We start from the raw sequence: 24,516 nt of genomic DNA, 5'->3' as shown, positions 1-24,516 counted from the left end.
TAGGCAGGTGATACGGGTATGGATGCGATTTCCGATTTTTTTCGCCATATATTTTCCTGGCTGGCCGTGCCATCGCTGGACAATCTCAGGATAAGCAATTTTATCGAAATTTTTATTATTGCTTTTGTCCTTTACCAGCTCTTTAAGTGGATAAAAAATACGAGGGCATGGACGCTCTTTAAAGGTATCATTGTAGTCATTGCCTTTGCGGTGATTGCCTATGTGCTGGATCTGACCACGATCTTGTGGATCTTTACAAATACCTTTAATGTGATTGTTATTGCCATATTTGTTTTGTTTCAGCCAGAACTTCGCAGCGCGCTGGAGCAGCTTGGACGAAAACGGATCATGTCTTCCATTTTTAACCCGTCTGCTTCATCGGACCGGATGTCCAAGGAGACTGAAAAGTGCCATGAGGAGATCATAAAAGCTGTTTTTGATATGGCAAAGGTAAAGACCGGCGCCCTGATCGTTCTTGAACGGCAGGTGCTATTAAATGAATATGAGCGTACTGGCATTACTCTTGATGCCCAGGTGTCCAGCCAGCTTTTGATCAATATTTTTGAACATAATACGCCTCTTCATGACGGCGCTGTGTTTATAAGAAATAATCGGATCGTGGCGGCCACCTGCTATCTGCCACTGTCGGAAAACGCGAAACTGAGCAAGGCTTTAGGTACCCGTCACCGCGCGGGGGTGGGGATCAGCGAAATTTCCGACTGTATTACCATTATTGTCTCTGAAGAGACAGGTTTTGTATCTGTTGCCAGAGACGGCGTACTGCACAGTCATTTAAGTGTCAATGAGCTGAGACGGGAACTTCAGGAAGAGAAGAATACGCCTCAGTCCGGTGGTAAATTCAGAAAGTTGAAAGGTATTTTGAAAAATGAAAAAAAAGCTGACCAATAATCTGGGGTTGAAACTGGGTTCTCTTGTTCTGGCTGTTGTGATCTGGCTGCTGATCCAGAGCGTAGCCGATCCATTGACAACAAAGACCCTGACACAGACCGTTGAGGTCCGCAATGAGGAAGTACTTTCACAGCAGGATGAAAACTATACATATTCTATTGTCAGCGGCGAGACCGCCAGATTTACCATCAGCGGCAGATCTTCCGTGATCAACCGTCTCAGTGCTTCTGATTTCAATGTTTATGCAGATATGTCTAAGCTGTCTATTGTGGATGCCGTGCCTGTGGAGATCACGCCTAAGGCATACGTAGACAGCAATGTGGAGATTCTGCCCCAGAGCAATACATTACAAATTGAACTTGACGAATTGACAACAATACAGAGGGATGTGACCGTGACCACATCGGGGACACCTGCCGACGGCTACGCGGTGGGAAGCACTTCCTGTGAGCCGAGCCTGGTGACTATCAGCGGTCCAAAGAAAATCCTTGAGAACGCGGACAGGCTTGTGGTATCCGTCAATGTGGAGGGCCGCAGTTCAGACTTCTCAGAGGATGTCCAGCCGGTTTTATATGATAAAAACGGCGATATGATCACAGCGGAGACTGTGGATATTGAGCTTGAAAATCCTGTTCGGGTTAATGTTGAGATATGGAGGACACAGACTTTGGATGTGATCCTGGATTTCAGCGGAGTGACTGCGGCGGATGGTTATGCTATCACTGGAACGGCTTATAGTCCCCAGCAGATCGTTGTCACAGCTTCCGATGAAGATATGGAAAAGAGCGATATTATTTCCAGAGGTTCTGTCACTTATTCCATTCCGGGAGAGGAGAATCTCACGGAGACCACGGAAGGAGTATTTCCTATTGCGGACTATCTGGGGGATAATCTGCGGCTGGTAGATTCGGATCTTCGGGAAAATGGGATCACCTACCAGATTACAGTGGAGGAAGAAGTCTCGGCGTCATGGCCGGTATCTTTTGAAAATATACAGTTGATTGGGGAAAATTCAAATTTCACATACCGCCTTGCCTCCGGTGACGATACAGTGTCTATTACCGTGACAGGAACAGAGGAGAATCTGGATAGTGCCCGAAGCGATACTTCGCAGAAAAGTCAGTTTTATCTGGATGTCACTAACTGTGATGAACCTGGAGAGTATTCGGCTACAATTTCAGCCAGTCTGCCTGAGAATATATCTCTGGCACCGGGACAGGAAGTGGCCATAATTGTGGAGGAGGCGCAGCCCCAGACCCAGACCGGGTCTCAGTCTGAGGAAAGCGGTCAGTAATGATTTGAGAGATATTGGGAGGGATAGTATGCTGAAAGAAACTGTTAAGGTGCATAATCCCGCCGGCCTGCATCTAAGACCTGCCGGGATACTTTGCAAGGAGGCTATTAAGTTTAAGTCCAGGATTTCCTTTCAGAAAGGCGACAGCACAGCCAACGCAAAAAGCGTCCTCAGTGTTCTTGGCGCCTGTGTAAAGTGCGGCGATGAGATCCTGCTTATATGCGACGGACCAGACGAGAAAATAGCCATGGAAAAGCTATCGGCCCTTATTGACCATGGCCTTGAGGCTTGAATACATTCCCTGCTTCCAGCAGTGGTGTATTTACGGATATGACAGGCGGCCCCGCTGATGACAGCGGGGCTGTTTCTTTTGGACATCCTTTATGTCAGAAATGGGGGGTGCCAGGTTCTTGACATGGAGACTTTTATTTGATAAAGTAACTACTGTAAATCGAAATTTTAAAATAAAAGGGATGATGAAGGATGGGGCTAGTATAGTCCGCCGGCCGACATTATTTATACTGGATAAGTACAGTGTGGTCCTCCGACTCCCCAAAAAGGGGAAGGCATAAAAATTACAGGGCTTTTGGCTATAGGTCAGAAGATTCCAGAAAGAGAGAATCGGTTTGGTTTTGACTTGAAATGAATTTTTATCAGGAGGAATAAGAAATGTTAAATTATAAAAAATATAAAAGAGTACCGGTTGTTGATCTGCCCGACCGCAAGTGGCCCGACCGCCAGATCCAGAAAGCGCCTGTTTGGTGCAGTGTAGATTTAAGAGATGGAAATCAGGCCCTTGTTGATCCTATGGTTGTTGAAGAGAAGATTGAGTTTTTTAATCTTTTGGTCAAGCTTGGTTTTAAGGAGATTGAAATCGGTTTCCCGTCAGCCTCCCAGATTGAATATGATTTTTTGAGAACTCTTGTTGAGAAAAATATGATCCCCGATGACGTGCGGGTGCAGGTACTTACTCAGTGCCGGGCCCATCTCATTGACAAGACTTTTGAGGCCATTGAGGGCATTAAAAATGTGATTGTCCATATTTACAACTCCACATCCACGCTTCAAAGAGATGTGGTCTTTAATATGAACAGGGAAGAGATCAAGCAGATCGCCATTGATGGCACACGGATGGTAAAAAGCCACGCCGCTGATTTCAAAGGTAATCTGTGGTTGGAGTATTCTCCGGAGAGCTTTACGGGGACAGAGCTGGACTATGCTCTGGAAGTGTGCGAGGCTGTCATGGACGAGTGGAAGCCCACGAAAGAACGGCCGATTATCATTAATCTTCCGTCCACAGTGGAGATGACAACGCCCAATGTTTACGCGGATCAGATCGAATGGATGGATACCCATTTTAAAAACAGAGAGAGCATTATTTTAAGCGTTCACCCCCACAATGACCGGGGATGTGCTGTGGCGGCGGCGGAACTGTCTCTTCTGGCCGGAGCTGACCGTATTGAGGGAACATTGTTCGGCAATGGTGAGCGTACCGGCAATGTGGATATTCTGACCATCGCTTATAATATGTTTTCCCAGGGCATTAATCCGGAGCTTAACCTGGAAAATGTCAACGAGATCATTGACGTCTATGAGAGATGCTGCAAGATGCAGGTGCCTGAGCGTCATCCATATGCGGGCAAGCTTGTATTTACCGCATTCTCTGGCTCTCACCAGGATGCCATCAATAAAGGCATCAAGGCTATGAACGAGCGCCATCCGGATACATGGCAGGTGCCTTATCTGCCTATTGATCCTTCCGATGTTGGCCGTAATTACGAGCCTATTGTCCGCATTAACAGCCAGTCCGGCAAGGGCGGCGTGGCATTTATCATGGATCAGTATTATGGATTTAAACTGCCTAAGGAGATGCATAAAGAGCTGGCTGATGAGGTTCAGAAGATTTCCGAAAAACAGGGCGAGGTGGCTCCGGAACAGATTATGTCTGTATTTCGGAAAATGTATGTCGAGGCCAAGGAACCTCTCCATTTCCGTAAGATCCGTGTGGAAGATATCAGCGACCAGCACGATACATTTGATACTAAAGTGGTCCTTACATATACGGATCATGGCGAGACAAAGGTGATCGAAGGCTTTGGCAACGGTCCAATTGATGCGGTGAAGCATGGTCTCTGTCAGCAGGCCGGCTATAATACCCGCCTGACCATGTACAGCGAACACGCACTGACCAAAGGCTCAGATTCACAGGCAGCCAGCTATATTCAGCTTGTGGACGCAAAAACCGGAAAATCCGCCTTCGGCGTGGGTATTAGCTCCAATATTACCCGGTCTTCTGTTCGGGCTATTTTCAGCGCCCTGAATCGTCTCTACTATGGACAGTGAACGCTTGGATATAGGAGTGTCTCATGGGAACAATCAGCCTTCACGGGAAGATTCTGAGGGTTCGGAGCATTGCGTTATCGCAAAAACCCGCCGGCTGATTCTGCGGGAGTTTAAGGCAGATGATCTGGATGAGATTTACTCTGTCTGTGATTCCTGGGGAGAGGTGCCCGGTCTTTTGCCGTTAAGCGATGACAGGGATGAAGAACGGGAAAAACTGGAGAGTTATATCCATTTCATGTACGGCTTTTATGGTATGGGCCTGTGGGCCATATGTCTGGCTGCTGACGGCAGGATGATCGGTTTTGGAGGACCGTGGCCTTCCCAGATTGGCGAGGACTGGCTGCTGGAACTTGGATATGTGATCCGCAAAGATTATTCCCGGAAGGGCTACGGCTACGAGGCTATGTCCGCAGTTGTGGATTATATCCGCAGTGAGACAGACTTTGAGAAAGCTGCCGCGCGGATTCCAAAAGATCATAAAGGATCCAGAGGTCTGGCCCGGAAGCTGGGTATGCATCTGGACACACAGTATTTGGATGAAGATGCCGGAATGTGCCTGTACAGGCTGGATATTTCGTAAGCTTTTAGACATTTATGCAGATATTCTGGGCCGCATCCTCAGGGTGCGGCCCTTTTTTTGGAGGTTATGATGAAACATTATGATTATGTTCTTGTAGGAAGCGGACTCTTTGCCGGGACATTTGCCTGGCATGCTGTGAAAGCGGGAAAGAGCTGCCTTGTCATTGAAAAGCGTGAGCATATGGGCGGAAATATTTACTGTGAGGATGTGGAGAAGATTCATGTCCATAAATACGGAGCTCATATTTTTCATACCAGCAACAGGAAAGTGTGGGATTTTGTAAATTCTCTGGCGGAGTTTAACCGGTATACCAATTCTCCTATAGCCAACTACCACGGTGAAATCTATAATATGCCTTTTAATATGAATACTTTCAGCAAGATGTGGGGTATATCAACGCCGGCTGAAGCCAAAGCTATCATTGAGGAGCAGAGGGGAACCATTACCCATGAGCCCCGGAATCTTGAAGAGCAGGCCATCAGCCTTGTGGGAAAGGATATTTATGAGAAACTGATTCGGGGCTATACCCAGAAACAGTGGGGCAGAAGCTGTAAAGAACTTCCCGCCTTTATTATCAAACGTCTCCCGGTGCGCTATACTTATGATAACAACTATTTTAATGACCGTTACCAGGGCATTCCCATGGGCGGCTATAATGTGATCATTGACCGGCTTTTTGAGGGCTGCGATGTTCTTTTGAATACAGATTTTAATGAGGACCGGGAAAAATATAAATCCATGGGTGATTATATGATCTATACGGGAACCGTGGACTCCTATTTTGACTACTGTTACGGGAACCTGGAATACCGCAGCTTAAAATTTGAGTCCGTTCTGCTGGACACAGACAATTATCAGGGGGTGGCTGTGGTCAACTATACAGACGCCGAGACGCCTTACACTAGAATCATTGAGCATAAGCATTTTGAGTTCGGAACATCGCCTTCAACGGTGATCACCAAAGAATATCCGGTGACATGGCAGCCGGGGATGGAACCTTATTATCCGGTGAATGATGAAAAGAATCAGGAGATTTTCGCCAGATATGAGGCTTTGGCAAAGACCGAGAAAAATGTTTCATTTGGCGGTCGGCTGGCAGAATATAAATACTATGATATGGATAAAGTTATTGAATCCGCGTTTGGCCTGGTAGAGAAGCTGCTTGGAGCGGACCGGATCTGAAATGTCCCGGCAGGATAAGACCTGGACTGGGTTAAGGAGGAAAATATGCTTTTATCAGTAATTGTTCCCTGCTATAATGAGACCGCTGTCATTGACGCCACATGGACAAGGCTGAGCCAGGTTTTGCGGGAAAATGGGGACAGGAACGGATATGAATATGAGCTGATCTTTGTAGATGACGGAAGCCGGGACGATACCCTTGAAAAGTTAAAGTCTGCTGCATCCAAAGATACTCACGTCCGATATATCTCTTTCAGCCGTAATTTTGGAAAGGAGGCGGCCATGCTTGCCGGACTTACTTACGCCGGCGGGGACTGTGTGGTGATCATGGATGCGGATCTCCAGCATCCGCCGGAACTGATTCCAGAGATGATCCAGTGGTACAGGCAGGGCTACGATCAAGTGATCGCCAAGCGCAACCGCAAAGGTGATAACCGTCGGGCAACGCTGATGGCCCATTTATATTACCGTATTGTCAATCACATTGTGGATGTAAAAATGGTGGACGGCGTGGGAGACTTTCGTCTTTTAAGCCGCAAAGCTGTGGACGGCCTGCTGGCCATGCAGGAGTATAATCGTTTTTCCAAAGGTCTTTTTTCATGGATCGGCTTTAAAGAGAAAATCATTGAGTATGAAAATATGCAGAGGGCTGCCGGGGAGACAAAGTGGTCTTTTAAGAAACTTTTATCTTACGGTATTGACGGTCTGATTTCTTTTAACAACAAGCCGCTGCGGGCCTGTTTTATTATGGGCGGCCTGCTGGTAGTCATCAGTGTGATCTACATTCTCATCACCCTGATACAGATCATTCTCCACGGAATTGTTGTCCCCGGATATTTTACAACGATCTGCGCCATATTGATCATCGGCGGTGTCCAGCTTATCTCCGTGGGAGTTCTCGGAGAGTATATTGGACGGATCTATTACGAGGTAAAACGCCGGCCTCATTTTCTTGTGGCGGATACAAACGCCCGGTTAAAAGGCGCAGATAAGAAGGTTGACCAAAATGAAAACAATAGTTGAACTTTATAAAAAATACAGGGAACTTGTGTGGTATGTAATCTGCGGCGGCATGACTACTCTGGTCAATATTGTGTCCTATGGCGTCTGCGCGGACATTTTAGGTATTCACTATCTTGTGTCAAATTTTATTGCCTGGGTACTGTCGGTGCTGTTTGCCTATGTCTCTAACCGGACACTGGTATTTAAAAGCAAAAAGCGGGGAGCTTCGGCGATTTTCAGAGAATTTACTCTTTTTGTCAGTGGACGTCTCATGTCTATGGCAGGGGATATGATTATTATGTTTTTATGCGTATCTGTGGCTATGCTGCCCGGTATTGTGGCAAAAATACTCTCAAATATTTTTGTAATGATCTTTAATTATGTGTTTAGTAAACTGATCATTTTCAGAAAACGGTAAACTTCTTGACATCGACGCATCAGCGTTTTACAATGGAACTTATAGGGGATTTGTACATCCTATGCATATTCAGGTGAGTTAAATCCTGAAGATGTGCAGCGAATTTCATAGGAAAGGAAGTATGAAAAATGGCATTTTGTGCAAAATGCGGAACACCGTTAAATGACGCCGGTCAGTGTCCAAACTGCGGTTATGTTCTGCCAAAGAATGACCCTCCTGCGCAGCCGGAAAATAAAGCGGCAGACGAGACGGTTGTACTGGGAAATTCAGGAGAAAATTCACCGGAAAATATGGGAGCGGCTCCGGGCAGTGGCATGTATGCCGGCCAGAGCAGTCCTGCTCCAAACGGTCAGCCCGGTTATGGGATGCCAAATGGCTACAACTACGGCGGTCAGGGCGGTCCACAGGGCTATGGAGGGCCAAACGGCCAGCCAGGCTATGGCCCACAGGGCTACGGAGGACCAAACGGCCAGCCAGGCTATGGCCCACAGGGTTACGGAGGACCAAACGGCCAGCCTTATTATGGAGGCCAGCCCTATGTAAACCGTCAGCCCAGCGAATTTGGCTCCAATCTGGCAAAATGGTTCCTTGGTATTTTTACAAAAAATCCTGTGGAGGTTTTTGACAAAGCTGGCAGTTCAAAATCACCGGTATGGGTGATCTATATGCTGGTATACGCCTTTTTTGGCGCACTGACACTGGCCTGCTCTGTAGGCGGCCTGATTGATGTTATCGGAGATATTGGTTCTCTGGATATTATTGAAGAGTTGTTTGACCACGCATCTTTTGTGGCTGCGTTAGTCACATTTTTTGGCGGGTTTATTTTCTATGTGGCCATGACCTTTTTGATTTCCCTGACAGTTTGGGTTCTTCTGTTGATTGCAGGAAAGAAGATCTCATTCTGGAGCGCGTGCAATGTTTCCATGGTCGCTTATATTCCGGTGATCCTGGCATCCGCTTTAAGTTTTATATGCTCTTTTACATTCCCGACTGCTGTGCTGGCGCTGTTTGTGTCATCTATCGCCTCCATTGCCACAGTAATTCTTCTTTACTGTGCCGTTGACCGTCTGTGTGGAGGAGAAAAACGTATGTTCTGGCCATATCTGGCAGCTCAGGCCATATTAAAGATTGTCACAGTTATTGTTGCAGTTATTTTAATCTTTATCTTTGTGATTATTTTAAGCGCCATTATTGCAGGCACATCTTCATATTATTACCGCATGTGGTAATATCATAGAATCTTAAGGCGAAAAAGCCGCATCCATTACGTGATGCGGCTTTTTTGTTCGTTACAGCATTTCCATTAGTATGATAGGATTGGCAGTAATACTCCAAATACACCATGCCTTACTCTACATTTGTGAATTATTTTGTCGAAAACTGTCACATTTTGTCGTTTTATCGTGCTTTATACGTGAACGCTAAAAAGATTTCACAGTGGAGGTAGAGTATGGACGGGGAAGGCAGAATTTCGCCAAAAGAAACAAGTGAGGAGTATGTATCCGAATTATATTTAACCTATGGCCCTAAATTGGTACGGATGGCCCACAGTATGCTTCATGATTTTCACCGGGCTGAGGATGCGGTACAGATCGTATTTACGTCGGCCTTCCGCAATCGGAATAAATTGGCAAATATGGAAGGTAAGGCGGTGTTGGGATATTTATGTACAGCGGTGAGACGCACAGTCTACAATTTAGAGCGGGATAATAAAAAGTACCGGCTGGCGGATGAATGGGATGATGAGGAGAATTATTTTGGCACCGGGGATGACAGCTATATTTACGAGTCTGTGACAAAGGACGAGCTGGTGACGGAAATTGCAATGCTCCCGCCAACCTACTCGGAAGTTATGATGATGCGGTTTGTCCACGAAAATACTGTAGATGAAATATGCCAGCTCCTAGAGATAGACGCGGCTCTGGTGAGGCAGCGGATTCACAGAGGGCGGATTCTTCTGAGGAAAATCCATGACTCCAGAGCCATATGACGCCAGGAAAGGCATGGCTGAACGGTTAGATAAAATATGATCTGTGATTCAAATTTTTTTAACATTGTATTCACAACAAAGACACATTTCACTGCTAATATTATAGCTGTAGAAAGAAAAACAGTAAGACAAAAGATTAAAAAACGTCTTTAATATAAAGAAAGGTGATTTGTATGTATAATGAATTTGATGATGAAAGAAAGACTTCGGATCATGAGGGCACAAACCAGACAGCCAATGATCAGACTTATAACGCATCAGGAAATACACAAAACCAGGAAAACACCGGTGAGAACTTTGTCCAGCCTTCTCAGACTGGCGGTCAGGCAGATCAAAGCGGAATTTATCGTATGAAATTTGATCACAGCAGCGCCGGAGAAAACCAGACAGGCGCCGGAACAGGCAATTATAATAATAATTACCAGAGCGGCGGCAGTAATTATCAGAATAGCACAGGTTATAGTTATGGTTCCAATTATAACAGTCAGGGCAGCTATTATCAAAATGCTAATGGCTATAATAATTACTATCAGAATACATCCTCTCCAAAGTCCGGGCGCCGGCCTAAAAAGAAAGGCGGATTTGGACGGCAGATGGCAAAAGTTGTCTGCTGCGGCCTTGCCTTTGGTCTTGTGGCAGGGGGAACTATGTGGGGTGTGAACACTCTTGGAAACGCGGCCACCGGAAGCGGCAGTTCTCAGACTCAGACGTCATCGGACGGCTTTACTCTGGATGTTGTCCGCACGTCCTCAACAGAGGTAGAAACTATTGAGGGTACCAATGTTTCCGATATTGTGGAGGAAGCAAAACCATCCATCGTGGCCGTGACAACGGTTGTTCAGACAACGACCCAGGATATTTTCGGAAGAACCTATTCTCAGGAAGGCGCGGGAGCAGGTTCAGGTATTATCTTCAGTGAAGAAGACAACACCATGTATATTATTACAAACTACCATGTTATTGAAGATTCCACAGAGGTTAATGTAACTTTCTCCGATGACACTACAGCGTCTGCTGTTGTCCGGGGCTACGACCAGGACGCGGATATCGCTGTGCTGTCTGTGGATATGAGCCAGTTAAGCGATGATACAAAGAATACCGTGAAGATCGCCGTTATGGGTGATTCTGATACTATCAAAGAAGGGGACGGCGCCATCGCCATCGGAAATGCCCTTGGCTATGGACAGTCTGTGACAACAGGAACGATCAGCGCTGTGAACCGTCAGGTTCAGATGACTGACGGAACGCAGACGATGATCCAGACAGACGCGGCCATCAACGAAGGCAACAGCGGCGGCGCTCTTTTAAATACAAATGGCGAAGTCATCGGCATTAACAGCGCAAAGCTGTACGGAGAGACGATTGAAGGTATGGGATATGCTATTCCCATTAACAGTGCCATTGAGACTGTCAACAATATTATGAGCGGCAACGTTAAGACGGATGAAAACACAGCAAGTCTGGGAATCCTGGGCGGAACGATCAGTGAAGCCTATACACAGACATACGGATGGCCGGCAGGGGTTTATGTCAGCGCTGTTGTTGAAAACTCCGCAGCTCAGAGGGCCGGTATCCAGTCCGGATATATTATTACCGGATTTAACGGTGAGACGATCACTACTATGGAGCAGCTCCAGGGATTGCTGGAATCCTGCAGTCCTGGGGATGAGGCTACGATTACTGTGATGGTGCCAGATGACTCAGGTCAGTACACTCAGGAGATGACGCTGACAACACTTCTTGGCTCTGCGGCTGAGACAGCAGCCAACAATTATATCCAGGAGTAAAGAAGCGGTGCCGTCCATGGTTCAGCTTGTAATTTGCGGTTTGACCCGAAGCGGGAACCAGTTTACAAAATTATAAAGGGTAAAGCAGCGCAGGAAGCCTGAAATAAGGTTTCCTGCGCTGCTTTGCATATGGTTTTATAACAGTTTGGCCTGTCCATTCCTGATGGCTGAACTGTTATAGTGTTACTGTGAATAGTAACGTTATAGTTCATAATTTTTTTATTTTTATTTCAGTTGATTGTCAATAAACAATAGATTATAATAAAATTTAAGTGTAACAGTTCAGCCTGGCAGAGACAGGTGATGAACTGTTACTATTTTGACGCAGGAGGAAGAGAAGATGAGCGATGATAAAAATAAAGACGAAGTCTTAGAAACTGTTTCCGACAGCGATGATAAGAAAGAGTTTGAAGATATATGTTATATATGCCGGCGTCCGGAAAGCAAAGCCGGGAAGATGATTCATCTCCCAATGAACAGCAATATCTGCATCTGCTCCGACTGTATGCAGAAGAGTCTGGACGCTATGAACAACAGCAATTTTAACTATTCGGACATGATGAACCAGATCAATATGCAGGATCTGTTTGCCATGCCGCCGATGATGAATAATTTTACCGGGGACCCGGTGCCAAAATCTCAGAAGATCAAGAAGAAAAAGCCGAAAGAGGAACAGAAACCTCTTATTGATCTGAAAAATATTCCTGCGCCCCATAAGATTAAAGCCCAGTTGGATGATTATGTCATCGGCCAGGAATATGCAAAAAAGGTTATGAGCGTGGCCGTCTACAACCATTATAAACGTGTGGCGACAAACACTCAGGATGATATTGAGATCGAGAAATCCAATATGCTGATGATCGGGCCTACAGGAAGCGGAAAAACTTACCTGGTGCGCACTCTGGCCCGGCTGCTTAATGTTCCTCTGGCTATCACCGACGCTACATCTCTGACAGAGGCGGGATATATCGGCGATGATATTGAGAGCGTTGTATCCAAACTTCTTGCCGCGGCGGACAATGATGTGGAGAAGGCTTCGCAGGGTATTATCTTTATTGACGAGATTGACAAGATCGCCAAGAAGAAGAATACGACAAGCAGGGATGTCAGCGGAGAATCTGTACAGCAGGGACTTTTGAAACTGCTGGAGGGCAGCGATGTGGAAGTGCCTGTGGGGGCCAGCAGCAAAAACGCTATGGTGCCTTTGGTGACAGTGAACACAAGGAATATTTTATTTATCTGCGGCGGCGCTTTTCCGGATCTTGAAAATATTATCCGGGAGAGACTCAACAAAAAAAGCTCCATGGGCTTTGGAGCGGACCTCAATGACAAATATGACAATGTCCCCAATATTATGGATCAGGTGACCATTGAAGATCTGCGGGAGTTTGGTATGATTCCGGAATTTATCGGCCGTCTGCCCATTATCTTTACCCTTCAGGGATTGACAAAGGATATGCTTGTCAAGATCTTAAAAGAGCCTAAGAACGCTATTTTAAAGCAGTATCAGAAACTTTTGGCCTTAGACGAAGTTGATCTTGAGTTTGACGACGGTGCTATTGAAGCTATCGCCGAGAAAGCCATCGCCAAAAAGACAGGGGCGAGAGCCCTGAGGTCCATTATTGAGGATTTTATGCTGGATATTATGTATGAGATTCCCAAAGATGACAACATTGGCCGGGTGACCATTACCAAAGATTATATTGAACATACCGGCGGTCCGGTGATTGAGATGCGGGGCACACCTGCCCTTGAGGAGAAGCATCAGGTTTAAATTTTTTGAATGGTCTGGCGGTCCGGGGCATAAAGTAGGTGGAAGAGTTTTTTTCGGAGGCATTGAGAAATGGCTTCTTGCAGCAGTGCCATTGTGTCCCAGGATTTTGCCGATTATATTGTGGAGTATGGCGGGATCGGGGAGAATATTTACAGTCTTTACCAGACAGACTGCGTGCAGATTTTTAATGAGCGCTACGCCGCCTTCCATCTGCCAGTGGCGTCCATGGATGTGGCTGTAAATCTTCTGGCCTACAGTGCCATACCAAAGCTTTTTGGCCTAATGGATACCTCATCTATGGACAGCTCAGGGATCACCCGGCTTCAGCAGCAGACATATTTGGATCTGAAAGGCCAGGATATTATTATCGGCATTATAGATACAGGTATCGACTATACCCATCCGGCTTTCAGACGGAGCGACGGCGGGACTAGGATCTTGCGTTTGTGGGATCAGAGCGGTCTTTCTCAGACCGATGGGGAACCCTCTGTTCCGGCGGTGGATTACGGAGCGGCCTACACAGGCGCTGACATTGACCGGGCTCTGGAATCTCCAGATCCGGGACAGATCGTTCCATTGAATGATGTGGACGGCCACGGGACTTTTATTGCCGGAATTGCCGCGGGGAGCGAGGATGAGGCAGGCGATTTTACCGGCGCTGCGCCGAGATCTCAGATCGCGGTGGTAAAGTTAAAGCCGGCTAAAAGATATTTGAGAGACTTTTACCAGATCCGGGAAGGGGTTCCGGCCTACCAGGAAAATGATATTATGGCCGGAGTGGCTTATTTGATCCGTCTGTCTCAGACAGAAAAAAAGCCTATATCCATCTGTATCGGTCTGGGGACTAACTCAGGGGATCACAGCGGGGGATCTTATCTGAGCAGATATCTTAACATGGCGGGAAGCCTGGCAGGAACATGTGTGACCTGTGCTGCCGGCAATGAAGGCAGCCGGGCCGGGCATTTTCTGGGAATTGTGGAGGAGAACGCCCCTTACACAGAGGTGGAGCTTAGAGTTGGTTCTGATGAGAGAGGTTTTGTCACAGAGCTATGGGCTCAGGCACCCGATATTTATTCCGTGGGCTTTGTCTCCCCAGGCGGCGAGGTGGTTGAGCGCCTGGATCTGGGCCTTGGGGAGAGCCGAAGGATACAGCTTCTCCTGGAGCCCACCGCTATTTATATCAATTCAAGGATATCCGAGGCCGCTTCCGGGAGTCAGGTGATCTTCATCCGTTTTGAAAAGCCGGTTCCGGGAATCTGGCGTATACGTGTTTACGGGAGTAATCTTTTATATAAGCGGTTCCACATGTGGCTTCCTATCCACGATTTCATCAGGGAAGAGACGATGTTTTTGACGCCCTGGCCGGACAATACGGTGACAGCGCCTGCCGATAGCTGGGGAAGTTTGGCGGTGGGCGCCTATGACCATTACAACAACAGCGTTTATTTATATACTAGCCGGGGATTTACGCCATCCGGTATGGTAGTTCCAGATTTTTGCGCGCCGGGCGTCAATGTCTTTGGAGCTGGGAGAAACGGCCGTTATACGGCCAAAAGCGGTACTAGTGTTGCCGCGGCCCATGTGTGCGGCGCTGCTGCTTTGCTCCTTCAGTGGGGGATCTACGGGCGGGGGGAGTATACTATGTCTACCCTCCAGGTACGCCAGTATCTCATTCGGGGAGCCAGGAGACAGGACAATACCACTTATCCAAGTACAGTTTGGGGATATGGTACTCTGGATGTTTATCGCGCTTTTGAAATTTTTATACAATAAATACAAAACATAAGGATCGCCTTTGGGCGAGCTATTGATGGAGAGGAGGAAATAAAAATGTCATTATTGGATGATCTCAAGAAAAGTGTCACTGATTTTACTGAAAATGTGGCTCAAAAATCTACTCAGGTCATTGAGACCCAGAAACTCAAAATGAAAAAATCTTCACTGGAGAGTGATCTGAGAGATATTTATGTTGTTTTGGGCCATCTCTATGTCCGGCAGTTAGGATCCGGCTTTGATGAGGGGTCTGAGGAAGGCCGTCTTTTGAAGCGGCTTAATGAAACCCGAAGCGCTATTGCTTCTATCGAAGATGAATTGCGCCAGCGAAAAGGGATGATCATCTGTCCGGGATGCCGGGAAAGCGTATCTGCTGATTTTGATTATTGCCCGAAATGCGGGGCTAAGCTTGCCAAGGAGGCTTCAGATGAGAAAACTTCCCAGGAGGATGTACCGGGGAATGGAGAGGCGGAAGAAAAGACGCAGACCCCGGAACATGATGACGAAAATACAGACAGAGAATGAGAGGATAAACACAATGAAGAACAAAGAATTACAGGAAATGGAAAAGAAACTGACATGCCAGAGCGAAAGCGCGTGGCGTGAGTACAGTGAGAAGCAGCAGGAGAAGATTTTTGCCTTTGCCCAGAAATATAAAAACTTCTTGGATCAGGGTAAGACAGAGCGGGAGTGTGTTCTGGCCGCAGTTGACCTCCTTGAGAAAAACGGCTTTTGTGATATCGCCCAGAAAGATACCCTTCTGCCGGGAGACCGGGTATACCGCACCATCCGGGGCAAGGGCCTTGTGGCTGGTGTGATCGGTACAGAACCTATACTGGAGGGCATGAATATTTTAGGCGCCCACATTGACTCTCCTCATATTGACCTGAAACCCTTACCTCTGTATGAGGATTCCGGCATGGCCTTAATGAAGACCCATTATTACGGCGGCATTAAAAAATATCAGTGGTCCACCATCCCCCTGGCCCTTCACGGCGTTATGTACAACAGTGAGGGCAGGAAGGTGAACATCTGCATAGGCGAGGATGAGGAAGACCCGGTATTTACCATTAACGAGCTGCTTGTCCATTTAAGCCAGGAGCAGCTTGCCAGAAAAGCTTCCGAGGCAGTTAAAGGTGAGGAGCTGAACGTACTGGCTGGCGGTATTCCTGTCCAGGAAAAGGAAGCAAAAGAAGGGATCAAGCTGGCGGTGTTAAAGCTGCTCAATGACAAGTACGGAATTACCGAGAAAGATTTTATGACCGCTGAGCTGATGCTTGTTCCGGCAAGCCGGGCCAAAGACGTAGGCTTTGACCGCTCTTATGTGGGCGCCTACGGTCAGGATGATCGGGTATGCGCGTACACAGCACTTGCCGCTCTGATGAAAGTGAAAAATCCGGAGCGCACCTGTGTGTGTCTGTTCTCTGATAAAGAGGAAGTTGGCAGTATGGGGAATTCCGGCGCTCAGTCTGCTCTCTATGAGAACGCGCTCATGGAAATGATCGTTAAATCCGGCAGCCCTTGTGGTCTCTGGGAGTTCCGTCAATGCCTGGATCACTCCCATATGCTTTCGTCCGATGTGACAGCAGCTTTCGATCCAACTTACGCCAGTGCCTATGACAAGAGCAACACTGCCTTTGCGGGAAAAGGCGTGTGCCTGTTAAAATACACAGGTTCCCGGGGCAAAGCCGGCTCTAACGATGCCCACAGCGAGTTCTTTGGCGCCGTAGCCGATATTTTCGCTAAAAATGACATCCCATGGCAGACTGGCGAGCTTGGACGGGTGGATCTTGGCGGCGGCGGAACCATTGCCGCAGACATGGCCAATAAGGGTATGAATGTCATCGACTGCGGTGTGCCTGTATTGTCTATGCATGCGCCTTTTGAGGTGACCAGTAAAGTGGATATTTACAGTACATATGAGGGATTCCTCACTTTCCTGAAGAAGATGAAAAAAGATATCTGGGACTGATGGATTTTGTGTGAGCGTACAAGGTTTTTATCCTGTGGTTCATTCTTTTTGAAACGCCCGCCTTCCTGGCCAAAGCCGGCGGCAGCGGTGCCGTTGTTGGAAAATTTGGAGAAAAAACCGGGGATTTTTCCGGGTTTTTCCAGATAAATTAAGTAAATATTTGAATCAGAAAAAAGCCGCAAATTTTATTTGTGGCTTTTTTGCAACACTGTTGTCATTTGGATACAATTTTCCTCAATAAAAAAGTAAAATATTTGTACGTTTGAACGATGAATTTAGGCGGATACTATAATAAAATATATTCAATGTCGGTGCTAAGGGTCAAACTTTAATTCCCGCGGGCAGTGAGCCAAGCGGATGTGCTTGTCTATCCATTTGGCGGACGCCGCGAGGAGGCTGTGTACCAGTGACACACGTTTAGTACCGACCAAAGGGGAGCGAAAAAACCCGAAAATGACCCCTTTTCCTATGGAAAATGAGAGAATTTGAGGTGTTTTTAGGATTGTGGAAGCACGAAGTGCTGAACAATCTGTGTCTCATGCCCGTTTGTCGGGCAAATTATGAATATAAAAAGGGAGAAAGGAAGGGATTTTCTAATGAATCACACAAAGTTAAACAAGTATGCAAGAAGTGTATCAATCATTGGTGTTGGTTGTACACCATTCATGTATACCGTGGATAATCCGGAGACCAACGGCCTGACTGAAGGGGAGATGTTTGGTTATGCGGCGCTGAAAGCTATGGAGGATGCGGGGATCACTGCCAAGGACGTGGATTTTTATTTTCATGGTGAGGCCAGCCCGTTAAACGGCTCAAACTATCTGACACCTGGTGTTCAGATCGCAAACTGGTTTGGTATGAAGGGCAAAGCGAATATTCACCATTCAGAGGCATGCTGTACAGGATATCTTGCCATCGAGGAGGCTGCCAACGCTGTTGCTTCCGGCAAATATAACTGTGTACTCACTGGCTGTGTCGAGTTCGGCGACAGCACTCCGTCACCGGCCGATAACGTGGAGTCACCGAAACATCCGTATAAGCGTGACAAGATGACCATGGAGAAGTTCCTTAAAACAACAGCATGGCTCTATGACCGCAACTACGCGAGAAGCTTTATGGCACCTATGGAGCTGATCTATGACGATGCTGCCGAGGATTATGTCCGCACCCGCGGTATCAGCGCCCAGGAGATGGACGACACATTAAACTGGATGGCTATCAACAACCGCCGCAATGCCGCTAAGAATCCTCTGGCTCTTGAACGCAAAGAGTTTGCCGAGATCGCCAAGGAAAAAGGCTTTGACGATGTTATGGCTTATATGCGCTCCCCATATAATCCAAAGATGGGCGATTTCCTCCGTATGGAAGGTGTTGAGCGTAAGTGCGACGGCGCTGCCGCTGCCATTGTGTGCGCTACAGAGATGATCCCACAGATTGCGAAAAATCTTAAACATAAACCGATCGAAGTTCTCGGTATCGGATGCTCCGCTCTGGAGGCCACCAACCCTCATTTTGAGATCCGCGCCACAGAGGAAGCTGTCCGCCAGGTTTATGAACTGACCGGCGTTAAACCAGAAGAATTGGATCTGTTTTTTGCCAATGACTTTATCATTACTTCTCACCTGGTATCCGCTGAGATCGCGGGATATCTGCCTTACGGCGAAGGTTGGAAATATATCTGTGAAGGCCGTACGGCTTATGACGGCGACAAGCCGATCAACACTAACGGCGGAAGAACATCCTTCGGACATGCCCATGCGGCTTCAGGTCTGGCAGATATTTATGAAGCGTGTATGCAGATGCGCGGCGAGTGCGGCGAGCGTCAGGTAAAGAAACTGCCTAAGACAACAATGCTTCGCGGATACGGCGGCGCTCAGAACGTAGCTGCTGTACTTCTCAGAACTATGGATTAACAGGAGGTAAGGATAATGGCTATTAAATTGGAAAAAGTCGTAGAGAAATTTTACCAGGGCCTTGAAGAAGGCAAGTTCCTTGGCCGTAAATGCCCGGTGTGCGGCGCCGTAGAGTTTCCTCCGGTATACGCCTGCAATACATGCGGAAACCTGGAGACAGAGTGGGTGGAACTCAGCGGCAAAGGCAAGATGAAATCCATTGTTATGCCGGCTGCTCTCTCCACAAAACCGGAATACGCTCAGATGGGAGCTTTTGCCTACGGTGAGGTTGAGCTTGAAGAGGGCGCTTGCTTTAACGCTGTTGTTAAAGGCATCACCAAAAAGAAGAGAAGAGAGATCATGGAAAACAACAAACTTCCGGTGCCTGTACACGCTGAGACATTCCAGAGAGACGGCTATAAGACGATAGTGTTCGCTTTGGACGAAGAATAAAGAGCGGCATCTGAAAATTTACATATTTACGTCCGGCATATCCTTTGGGATTTGCCGGACGGATACAGAAATAAAAAGGAGTTAATGGAATTATGGACAGAAAAGAATTAGAAGCAAAAGTTATTGAATTAGTTGCAATGTCTTACAATAAGGATGCCAGCGAGTTATCCGTAGATACAAATATGAAGGAAGAACTTGGCGGTGCGTCCGTTATCATGGTTGGCCTTGTTTCTGAGATTGAGAACGAGCTTGACGTATTAGTTCCCCTGCCAGTTGCAGCAGCCTGCAAGACAATCGGCGAACTTTGTGATAAAGTAGAAGAGCAGATGTAATTACTGACCCATGGGGGGAATGTATTTAAAGACTGCTAATATCGTAACTGTTCAGCCATGTATCTTGTATTCCCGCAGTTAAAGCTGCTTTAGCGCCGTTAGCGCGGATGAATCATCGGCTTGGCGCATTTGTCTGGTTTAATAAAAATCCTCTGCAAGTAAACTTGCGCCGCATTTTGATTAAATCAGCCCCATGGCTGAATCGTTACCCAAAATTTACAATTGGAGGTCAGACAATGAGCATTTTGGATAAGCTTTATGAAAAAGCAAAACAGAATCCTCAGAGAGTAGCATTTCCTGAAGCCACCAATGAAAAGATGATGCAGGCCGCTTACGAAACCGGAAAAGACGGCTACATCGTTCCGATCCTTGTCGGCGACGCTGATGAGATCAAAAAGCTGGTGGCTGAGAGAGGCTATGACGAGAACGTATTTAAGATCGTTGATATTAACGAGGAGGGTTACAAGGCAGAGCTGATTGAAAAGTATGTAGCTCTTCCTACAAGTCTTCTGAAAGAAAAGGCATTGAACCGCCGTATGGCTAACCCGCTTTACTACGCTATGGTTATGCAGGCTGTAGATGAGGCGGACGTTACTTTTGCCGGAATCGACAATACAACGGGTGACGTGCTTTTAGCCGGACAGATGATCATCGGCATGAAACCGGGCATCAAGACCATTTCCAGTATCGGTCTTTGCGATATTCCGGGATACGAAGGCAGCGAAGGTTCCCTTCTCGCCGTAGGTGACAGCGCCGTATGCACCAATCCTTCTGCTGAGGAACTGGCCAGCATCGCCATCTCTGCCTGTGACACTGTTTCCACATTGCTGGATTGGGAGCCGAGATGCGCTATGGTTTGCTATTCCACACTGGGAAGCGGCCAGGGCGAGCTGATTGACAAAGTGACAGAGGCATTAAAGATTGCCAACGAGCAGCGTCCGGATCTTAACATCGACGGTGAATTCCAGTTAGATGCCGCCATCGTTCCCGAAGTTGCGGCTAAGAAAGTGAAGAGAGAGAGTAAAGTTGCCGGCAAGGCAAACGTTGTTATCTGGCCGGATCTTAACGTAGGCAATGTTGCTGTTAAGCTGATCCAGCAGTTTGGCCATGCCAACGCTTACGGACCAATGCTCCAGGGCTTCAATAAGATTGTCTGCGACTGCTCCAGAGGAGCGCCAGTTTCCGAGATCAAAGGTAACGTGGTGATTTCCGCAGTCCGTGCCGCAGGATCAAAAAAATAATAAATAGTAACGATTCTAAAAAGGCAAAGTCATAATCGGCTTTGCCTTTTTTATGTCATAGGAAACTGTGTTTCCTATGACATAAAAAACGCTCCGCGCAGAATCGCACTGGGTCGGAGAAGAAAATGTTGCCGGCGCGACCCGCCTCAGGTGGAGAATCCTGTGAAGCAGGATTCTTTTTAATGGTCAACAACAAAAACCGGCGGCCTATCCTCATGATGCTCCAGGCATAGGGAGAGGATATAATCCTTTAAGATAAGCTGCTGGTAAAAGTAAAGTCCCGGCCGGGAACAGTGGATTTTTACAGGCTCCTGGCTCAAATCCAGTTTAAAGCCGACGTCGGTCAGAGGCATGGACAGTCCTGCGCCGGATTGTTTGATCAGGCTTTCTTTCAGTGTCCACAGGCGGAAAAAATATTCATTATACTGCCATGGGTCAGATTTGAATTGATTCAGATCCTGGGCCTCCTTCCGGGTTAGAGCCTTCCGCAAAATGGCAGGTTTAAAATCTTTGACTTTTTCAAGATCAAGGCCAAGAGGACCGGAAGAAAAACCGCAGGCCACCATACCGGAGCAATGGCTGATGTTAAAATGGATGTGGGGATAGTCTTTAAGAAAAGGTTTTCCCCGCCGGGTCTTTTCAAGCCTGGTGTCGATGGCGTCTGTATCTGTGGATATATGGTAAAGTTCATAAAGGCCCTTGACCAGGAGAGAGCGGCCCAGATTGTGTTCAGTATTATATTTTTCACCGGGGGGACATGGATCGTAGGTGTTCAGATAAATGGTAACCATAGGAGCCTCCTTTTTGAATCATTGAGGGGTATAATAGTATTATACCATAGAAAGATAGATAAGATAAGATGGATAAAAAACGATAGAAATGGGGCGTATAGATTTTATGGAGGATACATACATTATTTTAAGCTGATCAAAACCGGATGGTTTTATGGAAATAAATATTAAAAAGCGGATGCTCAGGTTTATTTTTGCCGGGGTTATTCTCAGTCTCACCTACAGCTTTTTGCAGGGAGATTCCAGTGTGTTTGTGGGAAATTTCACTTCCGAAAGCTCAGGAAAATATGTGGCTATTACCTTCGATGACGGGCCAAAAGCGGGGACTACGGATGTGCTGCTGGACGGACTTAAAGAGAGGGGCGTTCGTGCTACTTTTTTTCTCATTGGCAAACAGATTGATGAAAACCGGGACATTGTGGTCCGCATGGCCGCAGAGGGCCATCAGATTGGCAACCACACATTTAATCATGTAAACCTGGCCCAGATGTCTGATGCCGGGGCCTGTGAAGAATTAACATTGTGTTATGAGGAAATTTTCTCCGCTGTAGGAGCCGGTGAAGGCAGTGAGGGTGAGGCGTATTTTGCTATACGGCCTCCTTTTGGGGAGATTGGCGCCAGTGTGAGGGAAAATGTGGATAGCCCGGTTATTCTGTGGTCTGTGGATACAAGAGACTGGACGGGAATGGGGGCAGAGGATATTGCCGATTATATTGTGAAAACCGCCGGGGAGGGTGACATTATACTGCTCCATGATATTTTTGAAAACAGTGTGGCCGGAGCCTTAATGGCCATTGACACAATGATGGAAAATGGATATACTTTTGTCACAGTTGATGAAATGTTTGAAAACAAGGGAATTTCACTGGAGCCGGGGAAGGTGTACAAAAAGGCATCTCCCTGAGACTTCAGGGAAAAAATGATCAAGGAGGAAGATATGTTAAAGATTGGTTCCCATGTGGGAATGAGCGGGAAGGAAATGTTTTTAGGATCAGCCAAAGAGGCGGCATCTATGGGGGAAAATGTGTTTATGGTTTATACCGGCGCACCCCAGAATACCCGGAGAAAACCGGTGGAGGAGTTAAATATTGAAGCCGGCTGGGCCTATATGAAAGAACAGGGGATCTTGGATGTAATTATCCATGCTCCTTATATTATAAATCTGGGCAACTCAGTAAAGCAGGAAACATACAACCTGGCAGTGGAATTTCTGGAGAAAGAGATTGAGCGTACGAAAGCCATGGGAAGCAAAGTTTTGGTCCTTCACCCAGGCTCCCATGTGGGAGCGGGGGTGGAAGCCGGCATGGCCAAAGTTATAGAAGGTTTAAATCATGTGATGACGAAAGACCTGGGGGTGTACATTGCCCTGGAAACAATGGCTGGGAAGGGCAGTGAGCTGGGATGTTCTTTTGAGGAGCTGGCAGCCATCTACGACGGTGTGAGGGAAAATCAGTGGCTGAGGGTGTGTTTTGACACATGCCACACCAATGACGCCGGCTATGATATTGTCAATGATTTTGACGGTGTGATCCAAAAATTCGATCAGTTGATCGGGAAAGACCAGATTTGTGTTTTCCACATTAACGACAGCAAAAATCCTATGGGCGCGGCCAAGGACCGGCACAGCAATATCGGCTACGGCACCATCGGTTTTGACGCACTGTCCTATATTGTCCATCATAAAGATTTCGAGGAAGTTCCTAAAATCCTTGAGACGCCTTATGTGCCTGACCCTGAAAATGCTAAAAAGTCCTGGCCGCCCTACAAATATGAAATCTCCATGTTAAAAGACCGGAAGTTTCATGATTTTATCGGCCAGGGTTACTGTGAATAGTAAGTGCGGCCAGGAAAGAAAGGGGTCTTAGCGCTTTGTAAATACAGGATCGTCGGGGTAGCCGCCGGTGAGCTTTTGGATGCCCCGCTGGATGGCGTCTTTTGAATTTTTCCAGTCTGCTTCCCGGTTGCGGTAGTCGTATTTGTCCACAAACCAGGAGACGTCCTCCTCAAGGCGCTTCATATTTGTCTCCATCCGCTCAAAGAGAACCGGATAGAACTTCTCTTTTTCTTTGTTGGACAGCGTTTTTTCGGCGGCCTCAATAATGTCGCCGAAGTGGTGAAGACAGAAGCCTTTGCCTTTGGAGAAATTCTGGAAAAATTCGGCGTTCCCGGTTACCAGTTGCAAAAAGGTATCAATATACCGTGGATATTTTTCTTTAAAATGTCGGCAGACGTAGCAGGATTCGTCTCTTTGGCGCACCCACTGTCCAAGACTTGTCTGCGGTTCCCCTGAAGAAGAGGATGATTTTTTAAAACGGGCCAGCGGTCCGTTTTTTTGTGGTGTGAAAGCGGCGATCTGTTCATGCATATCTTTATTTAGTTTCTGGTAATAGGTGTGGAGCATGAGGGCGGTACCCAGTTTGTTGCCGTAATCGTAGAGCATTTTATGGTGATGGCGGCAAAAACCAAGCTTGTCTGTCTCCTCACGGATATCGTCTTCCATGTAGGCGGGACCCATAATAAATTCCACCGCCTCCTGCTCAAGTTTCCGCTCAATATAGCAAAAGGGACACTCATCGTCCGCGTTAAAGGCGTCCATAACAGGTATGGTGTAAATGGTTTCTTTCATAAATTTCTCCTTCCTTTTTTCGTTTATTCCTGCGGCAGTGAGCCAAGCGGACGCGCTTACGCGTCCATTTGGCGAACGCCGCGGTATAATAGCGCTTTGCGGCTATTATACCATAGATACAGGGATTTGCGAATGGGGCGGAGCAAAAGGACAAGGA

Annotated in this window: 23 protein-coding genes; 21 read left to right on the top strand and 2 right to left on the bottom strand. The window is 47.1% G+C overall.

The genetic code is table 11. From position 1 onward, the window contains the following. Window positions 1-27: 27 nt before the first annotated feature. From cdaA to HNP82_RS00135, 19 genes are all read left to right on the top strand, one after another. Window positions 28-909, top strand: a complete 882-nt coding sequence (gene cdaA, locus HNP82_RS00225; protein ID WP_456298367.1) for a diadenylate cyclase CdaA — start codon at window positions 28-30, stop codon at window positions 907-909. Beyond that, window positions 887-2,203 carry a CdaR family protein gene (locus HNP82_RS00220; protein WP_183770148.1) on the top strand — a complete coding sequence of 439 codons (1,317 nt, stop codon included), beginning with the start codon at window positions 887-889 and terminating at the stop codon, window positions 2,201-2,203. Before cdaA ends, HNP82_RS00220 begins: the two co-directional genes overlap by 23 nt. Window positions 2,204-2,231: 28 nt before the next feature. Next, complete coding sequence (locus HNP82_RS00215) at window positions 2,232-2,495, top strand: HPr family phosphocarrier protein (protein WP_183770146.1); 264 nt, start codon at window positions 2,232-2,234, stop codon at window positions 2,493-2,495. Window positions 2,496-2,872: 377 nt separating this feature from the next. Then, complete coding sequence (gene leuA, locus HNP82_RS00210) at window positions 2,873-4,546, top strand: 2-isopropylmalate synthase (protein WP_183770143.1); 1,674 nt, start codon at window positions 2,873-2,875, stop codon at window positions 4,544-4,546. A gap of 4 nt (window positions 4,547-4,550) precedes the next feature. Then, entirely contained in the window at window positions 4,551-5,126 is a 576-nt protein-coding gene (locus HNP82_RS00205) for a GNAT family N-acetyltransferase (protein ID WP_207720516.1), read from the top strand. Window positions 5,127-5,195: 69 nt separating this feature from the next. Further along, window positions 5,196-6,308, top strand: coding sequence for a UDP-galactopyranose mutase (gene glf / locus HNP82_RS00200; protein WP_183771210.1), 1,113 nt, complete (start codon window positions 5,196-5,198; stop codon window positions 6,306-6,308). A 45-nt stretch (window positions 6,309-6,353) separates the two neighbouring features. Then, window positions 6,354-7,331, top strand: coding sequence for a glycosyltransferase family 2 protein (locus HNP82_RS00195; RefSeq protein ID WP_183770139.1), 978 nt, complete (start codon window positions 6,354-6,356; stop codon window positions 7,329-7,331). Continuing rightward, entirely contained in the window at window positions 7,315-7,728 is a 414-nt protein-coding gene (locus tag HNP82_RS00190; protein ID WP_183770137.1) for a GtrA family protein, read from the top strand. Before HNP82_RS00195 ends, HNP82_RS00190 begins: the two co-directional genes overlap by 17 nt. 128 nt (window positions 7,729-7,856) lie before the next feature. Continuing rightward, on the top strand, window positions 7,857-8,957 hold the full coding sequence (locus HNP82_RS00185; RefSeq protein WP_183770135.1) for a hypothetical protein: 1,101 nt from the start codon (window positions 7,857-7,859) through the stop codon (window positions 8,955-8,957). Between the two features lie 221 nt (window positions 8,958-9,178). Then, window positions 9,179-9,718, top strand: coding sequence for an RNA polymerase sigma factor (locus tag HNP82_RS00180; protein WP_183770133.1), 540 nt, complete (start codon window positions 9,179-9,181; stop codon window positions 9,716-9,718). A 173-nt stretch (window positions 9,719-9,891) separates the two neighbouring features. Continuing rightward, window positions 9,892-11,505, top strand: a complete 1,614-nt coding sequence (locus tag HNP82_RS00175; RefSeq protein WP_183770131.1) for a S1C family serine protease — start codon at window positions 9,892-9,894, stop codon at window positions 11,503-11,505. A gap of 340 nt (window positions 11,506-11,845) precedes the next feature. Further along, window positions 11,846-13,279, top strand: a complete 1,434-nt coding sequence (gene clpX / locus HNP82_RS00170) for an ATP-dependent Clp protease ATP-binding subunit ClpX (RefSeq protein WP_183770129.1) — start codon at window positions 11,846-11,848, stop codon at window positions 13,277-13,279. A 69-nt stretch (window positions 13,280-13,348) separates the two neighbouring features. Further along, on the top strand, window positions 13,349-15,052 hold the full coding sequence (locus tag HNP82_RS00165; RefSeq protein ID WP_183770127.1) for a S8 family peptidase: 1,704 nt from the start codon (window positions 13,349-13,351) through the stop codon (window positions 15,050-15,052). Window positions 15,053-15,109: 57 nt separating this feature from the next. Next, the gene (locus HNP82_RS00160; protein ID WP_183770125.1) at window positions 15,110-15,577 is read left to right on the top strand and encodes a zinc ribbon domain-containing protein; all 468 of its coding nucleotides are present in this window, start codon (window positions 15,110-15,112) and stop codon (window positions 15,575-15,577) included. 13 nt (window positions 15,578-15,590) lie between these two features. Continuing rightward, the gene (locus tag HNP82_RS00155) at window positions 15,591-17,024 is read left to right on the top strand and encodes an aminopeptidase (RefSeq protein WP_183770123.1); all 1,434 of its coding nucleotides are present in this window, start codon (window positions 15,591-15,593) and stop codon (window positions 17,022-17,024) included. A 596-nt stretch (window positions 17,025-17,620) separates the two neighbouring features. Continuing rightward, window positions 17,621-18,937, top strand: a complete 1,317-nt coding sequence (locus HNP82_RS00150; RefSeq protein ID WP_183770121.1) for a thiolase family protein — start codon at window positions 17,621-17,623, stop codon at window positions 18,935-18,937. A gap of 15 nt (window positions 18,938-18,952) precedes the next feature. After that, window positions 18,953-19,369: a Zn-ribbon domain-containing OB-fold protein gene (locus HNP82_RS00145; RefSeq protein WP_183770119.1), complete on the top strand. Its 417-nt coding sequence runs from the start codon at window positions 18,953-18,955 to the stop codon at window positions 19,367-19,369. 92 nt (window positions 19,370-19,461) lie between these two features. Next, a complete protein-coding gene (locus tag HNP82_RS00140; RefSeq protein ID WP_183770117.1) occupies window positions 19,462-19,701 on the top strand; it encodes an acyl carrier protein in 240 nt (79 codons plus the stop codon). Window positions 19,702-19,937: 236 nt separating this feature from the next. Next, window positions 19,938-20,942, top strand: a complete 1,005-nt coding sequence (locus tag HNP82_RS00135; RefSeq protein ID WP_183770115.1) for a phosphate acyltransferase — start codon at window positions 19,938-19,940, stop codon at window positions 20,940-20,942. Between the two features lie 179 nt (window positions 20,943-21,121). Here HNP82_RS00135 and HNP82_RS00130 read toward each other — a convergent pair whose 3' ends face one another. Next, window positions 21,122-21,733: a 4'-phosphopantetheinyl transferase family protein gene (locus HNP82_RS00130; protein ID WP_183770113.1), complete on the bottom strand. Its 612-nt coding sequence runs from the start codon at window positions 21,731-21,733 to the stop codon at window positions 21,122-21,124. A 154-nt stretch (window positions 21,734-21,887) separates the two neighbouring features. Here HNP82_RS00130 and HNP82_RS00125 point away from each other — a divergent pair, with 154 nt between their 5' ends. Both HNP82_RS00125 and HNP82_RS00120 read left to right on the top strand, forming a co-directional pair. Beyond that, complete coding sequence (locus HNP82_RS00125) at window positions 21,888-22,637, top strand: polysaccharide deacetylase family protein (RefSeq protein ID WP_183770111.1); 750 nt, start codon at window positions 21,888-21,890, stop codon at window positions 22,635-22,637. Between the two features lie 33 nt (window positions 22,638-22,670). Further along, window positions 22,671-23,567 carry a deoxyribonuclease IV gene (locus tag HNP82_RS00120; protein ID WP_183770109.1) on the top strand — a complete coding sequence of 299 codons (897 nt, stop codon included), beginning with the start codon at window positions 22,671-22,673 and terminating at the stop codon, window positions 23,565-23,567. 27 nt (window positions 23,568-23,594) lie between these two features. On the opposite strand, the gene HNP82_RS00115 is transcribed toward HNP82_RS00120, so the two are convergent. Next, window positions 23,595-24,359: a DUF6062 family protein gene (locus HNP82_RS00115; RefSeq protein WP_183770107.1), complete on the bottom strand. Its 765-nt coding sequence runs from the start codon at window positions 24,357-24,359 to the stop codon at window positions 23,595-23,597. Window positions 24,360-24,516 lie beyond the last annotated feature (157 nt).

This window comes from Catenibacillus scindens, from assembly GCF_014202115.1.
GTDB lineage: Bacteria > Bacillota > Clostridia > Lachnospirales > Lachnospiraceae > Catenibacillus > Catenibacillus scindens.
Note: the sequence above shows the minus strand (reverse complement) of the source record. Positions and strands in the feature narration are given on the sequence as shown.

Bases quoted from the DNA above. Each gene is read 5' to 3' on its own strand.
- HNP82_RS00150 (WP_183770121.1), top strand. From the start codon at position 17,621: ATGAATCACACAAAGTTAAACAAGTATGCAAGAAGTGTATCAATCATT.
- HNP82_RS00140 (WP_183770117.1), top strand. From the start codon at position 19,462: ATGGACAGAAAAGAATTAGAAGCAAAAGTTATTGAATTAGTTGCAATG.
- HNP82_RS00215 (WP_183770146.1), top strand. From the start codon at position 2,232: ATGCTGAAAGAAACTGTTAAGGTGCATAATCCCGCCGGCCTGCATCTA.
- leuA (WP_183770143.1), top strand. From the start codon at position 2,873: ATGTTAAATTATAAAAAATATAAAAGAGTACCGGTTGTTGATCTGCCC.
- HNP82_RS00165 (WP_183770127.1), top strand. From the start codon at position 13,349: ATGGCTTCTTGCAGCAGTGCCATTGTGTCCCAGGATTTTGCCGATTAT.
- HNP82_RS00220 (WP_183770148.1), top strand. From the start codon at position 887: ATGAAAAAAAAGCTGACCAATAATCTGGGGTTGAAACTGGGTTCTCTT.
- glf (WP_183771210.1), top strand. From the start codon at position 5,196: ATGAAACATTATGATTATGTTCTTGTAGGAAGCGGACTCTTTGCCGGG.
- HNP82_RS00155 (WP_183770123.1), top strand. From the start codon at position 15,591: ATGAAGAACAAAGAATTACAGGAAATGGAAAAGAAACTGACATGCCAG.
- HNP82_RS00180 (WP_183770133.1), top strand. From the start codon at position 9,179: ATGGACGGGGAAGGCAGAATTTCGCCAAAAGAAACAAGTGAGGAGTAT.
- clpX (WP_183770129.1), top strand. From the start codon at position 11,846: ATGAGCGATGATAAAAATAAAGACGAAGTCTTAGAAACTGTTTCCGAC.
- HNP82_RS00175 (WP_183770131.1), top strand. From the start codon at position 9,892: ATGTATAATGAATTTGATGATGAAAGAAAGACTTCGGATCATGAGGGC.
- HNP82_RS00160 (WP_183770125.1), top strand. From the start codon at position 15,110: ATGTCATTATTGGATGATCTCAAGAAAAGTGTCACTGATTTTACTGAA.
- HNP82_RS00125 (WP_183770111.1), top strand. From the start codon at position 21,888: ATGGAAATAAATATTAAAAAGCGGATGCTCAGGTTTATTTTTGCCGGG.
- HNP82_RS00185 (WP_183770135.1), top strand. From the start codon at position 7,857: ATGGCATTTTGTGCAAAATGCGGAACACCGTTAAATGACGCCGGTCAG.
- HNP82_RS00190 (WP_183770137.1), top strand. From the start codon at position 7,315: ATGAAAACAATAGTTGAACTTTATAAAAAATACAGGGAACTTGTGTGG.
- HNP82_RS00145 (WP_183770119.1), top strand. From the start codon at position 18,953: ATGGCTATTAAATTGGAAAAAGTCGTAGAGAAATTTTACCAGGGCCTT.
- HNP82_RS00135 (WP_183770115.1), top strand. From the start codon at position 19,938: ATGAGCATTTTGGATAAGCTTTATGAAAAAGCAAAACAGAATCCTCAG.
- HNP82_RS00115 (WP_183770107.1), bottom strand. From the start codon at position 24,359: ATGAAAGAAACCATTTACACCATACCTGTTATGGACGCCTTTAACGCG.
- HNP82_RS00120 (WP_183770109.1), top strand. From the start codon at position 22,671: ATGTTAAAGATTGGTTCCCATGTGGGAATGAGCGGGAAGGAAATGTTT.
- HNP82_RS00195 (WP_183770139.1), top strand. From the start codon at position 6,354: ATGCTTTTATCAGTAATTGTTCCCTGCTATAATGAGACCGCTGTCATT.
- HNP82_RS00130 (WP_183770113.1), bottom strand. From the start codon at position 21,733: ATGGTTACCATTTATCTGAACACCTACGATCCATGTCCCCCCGGTGAA.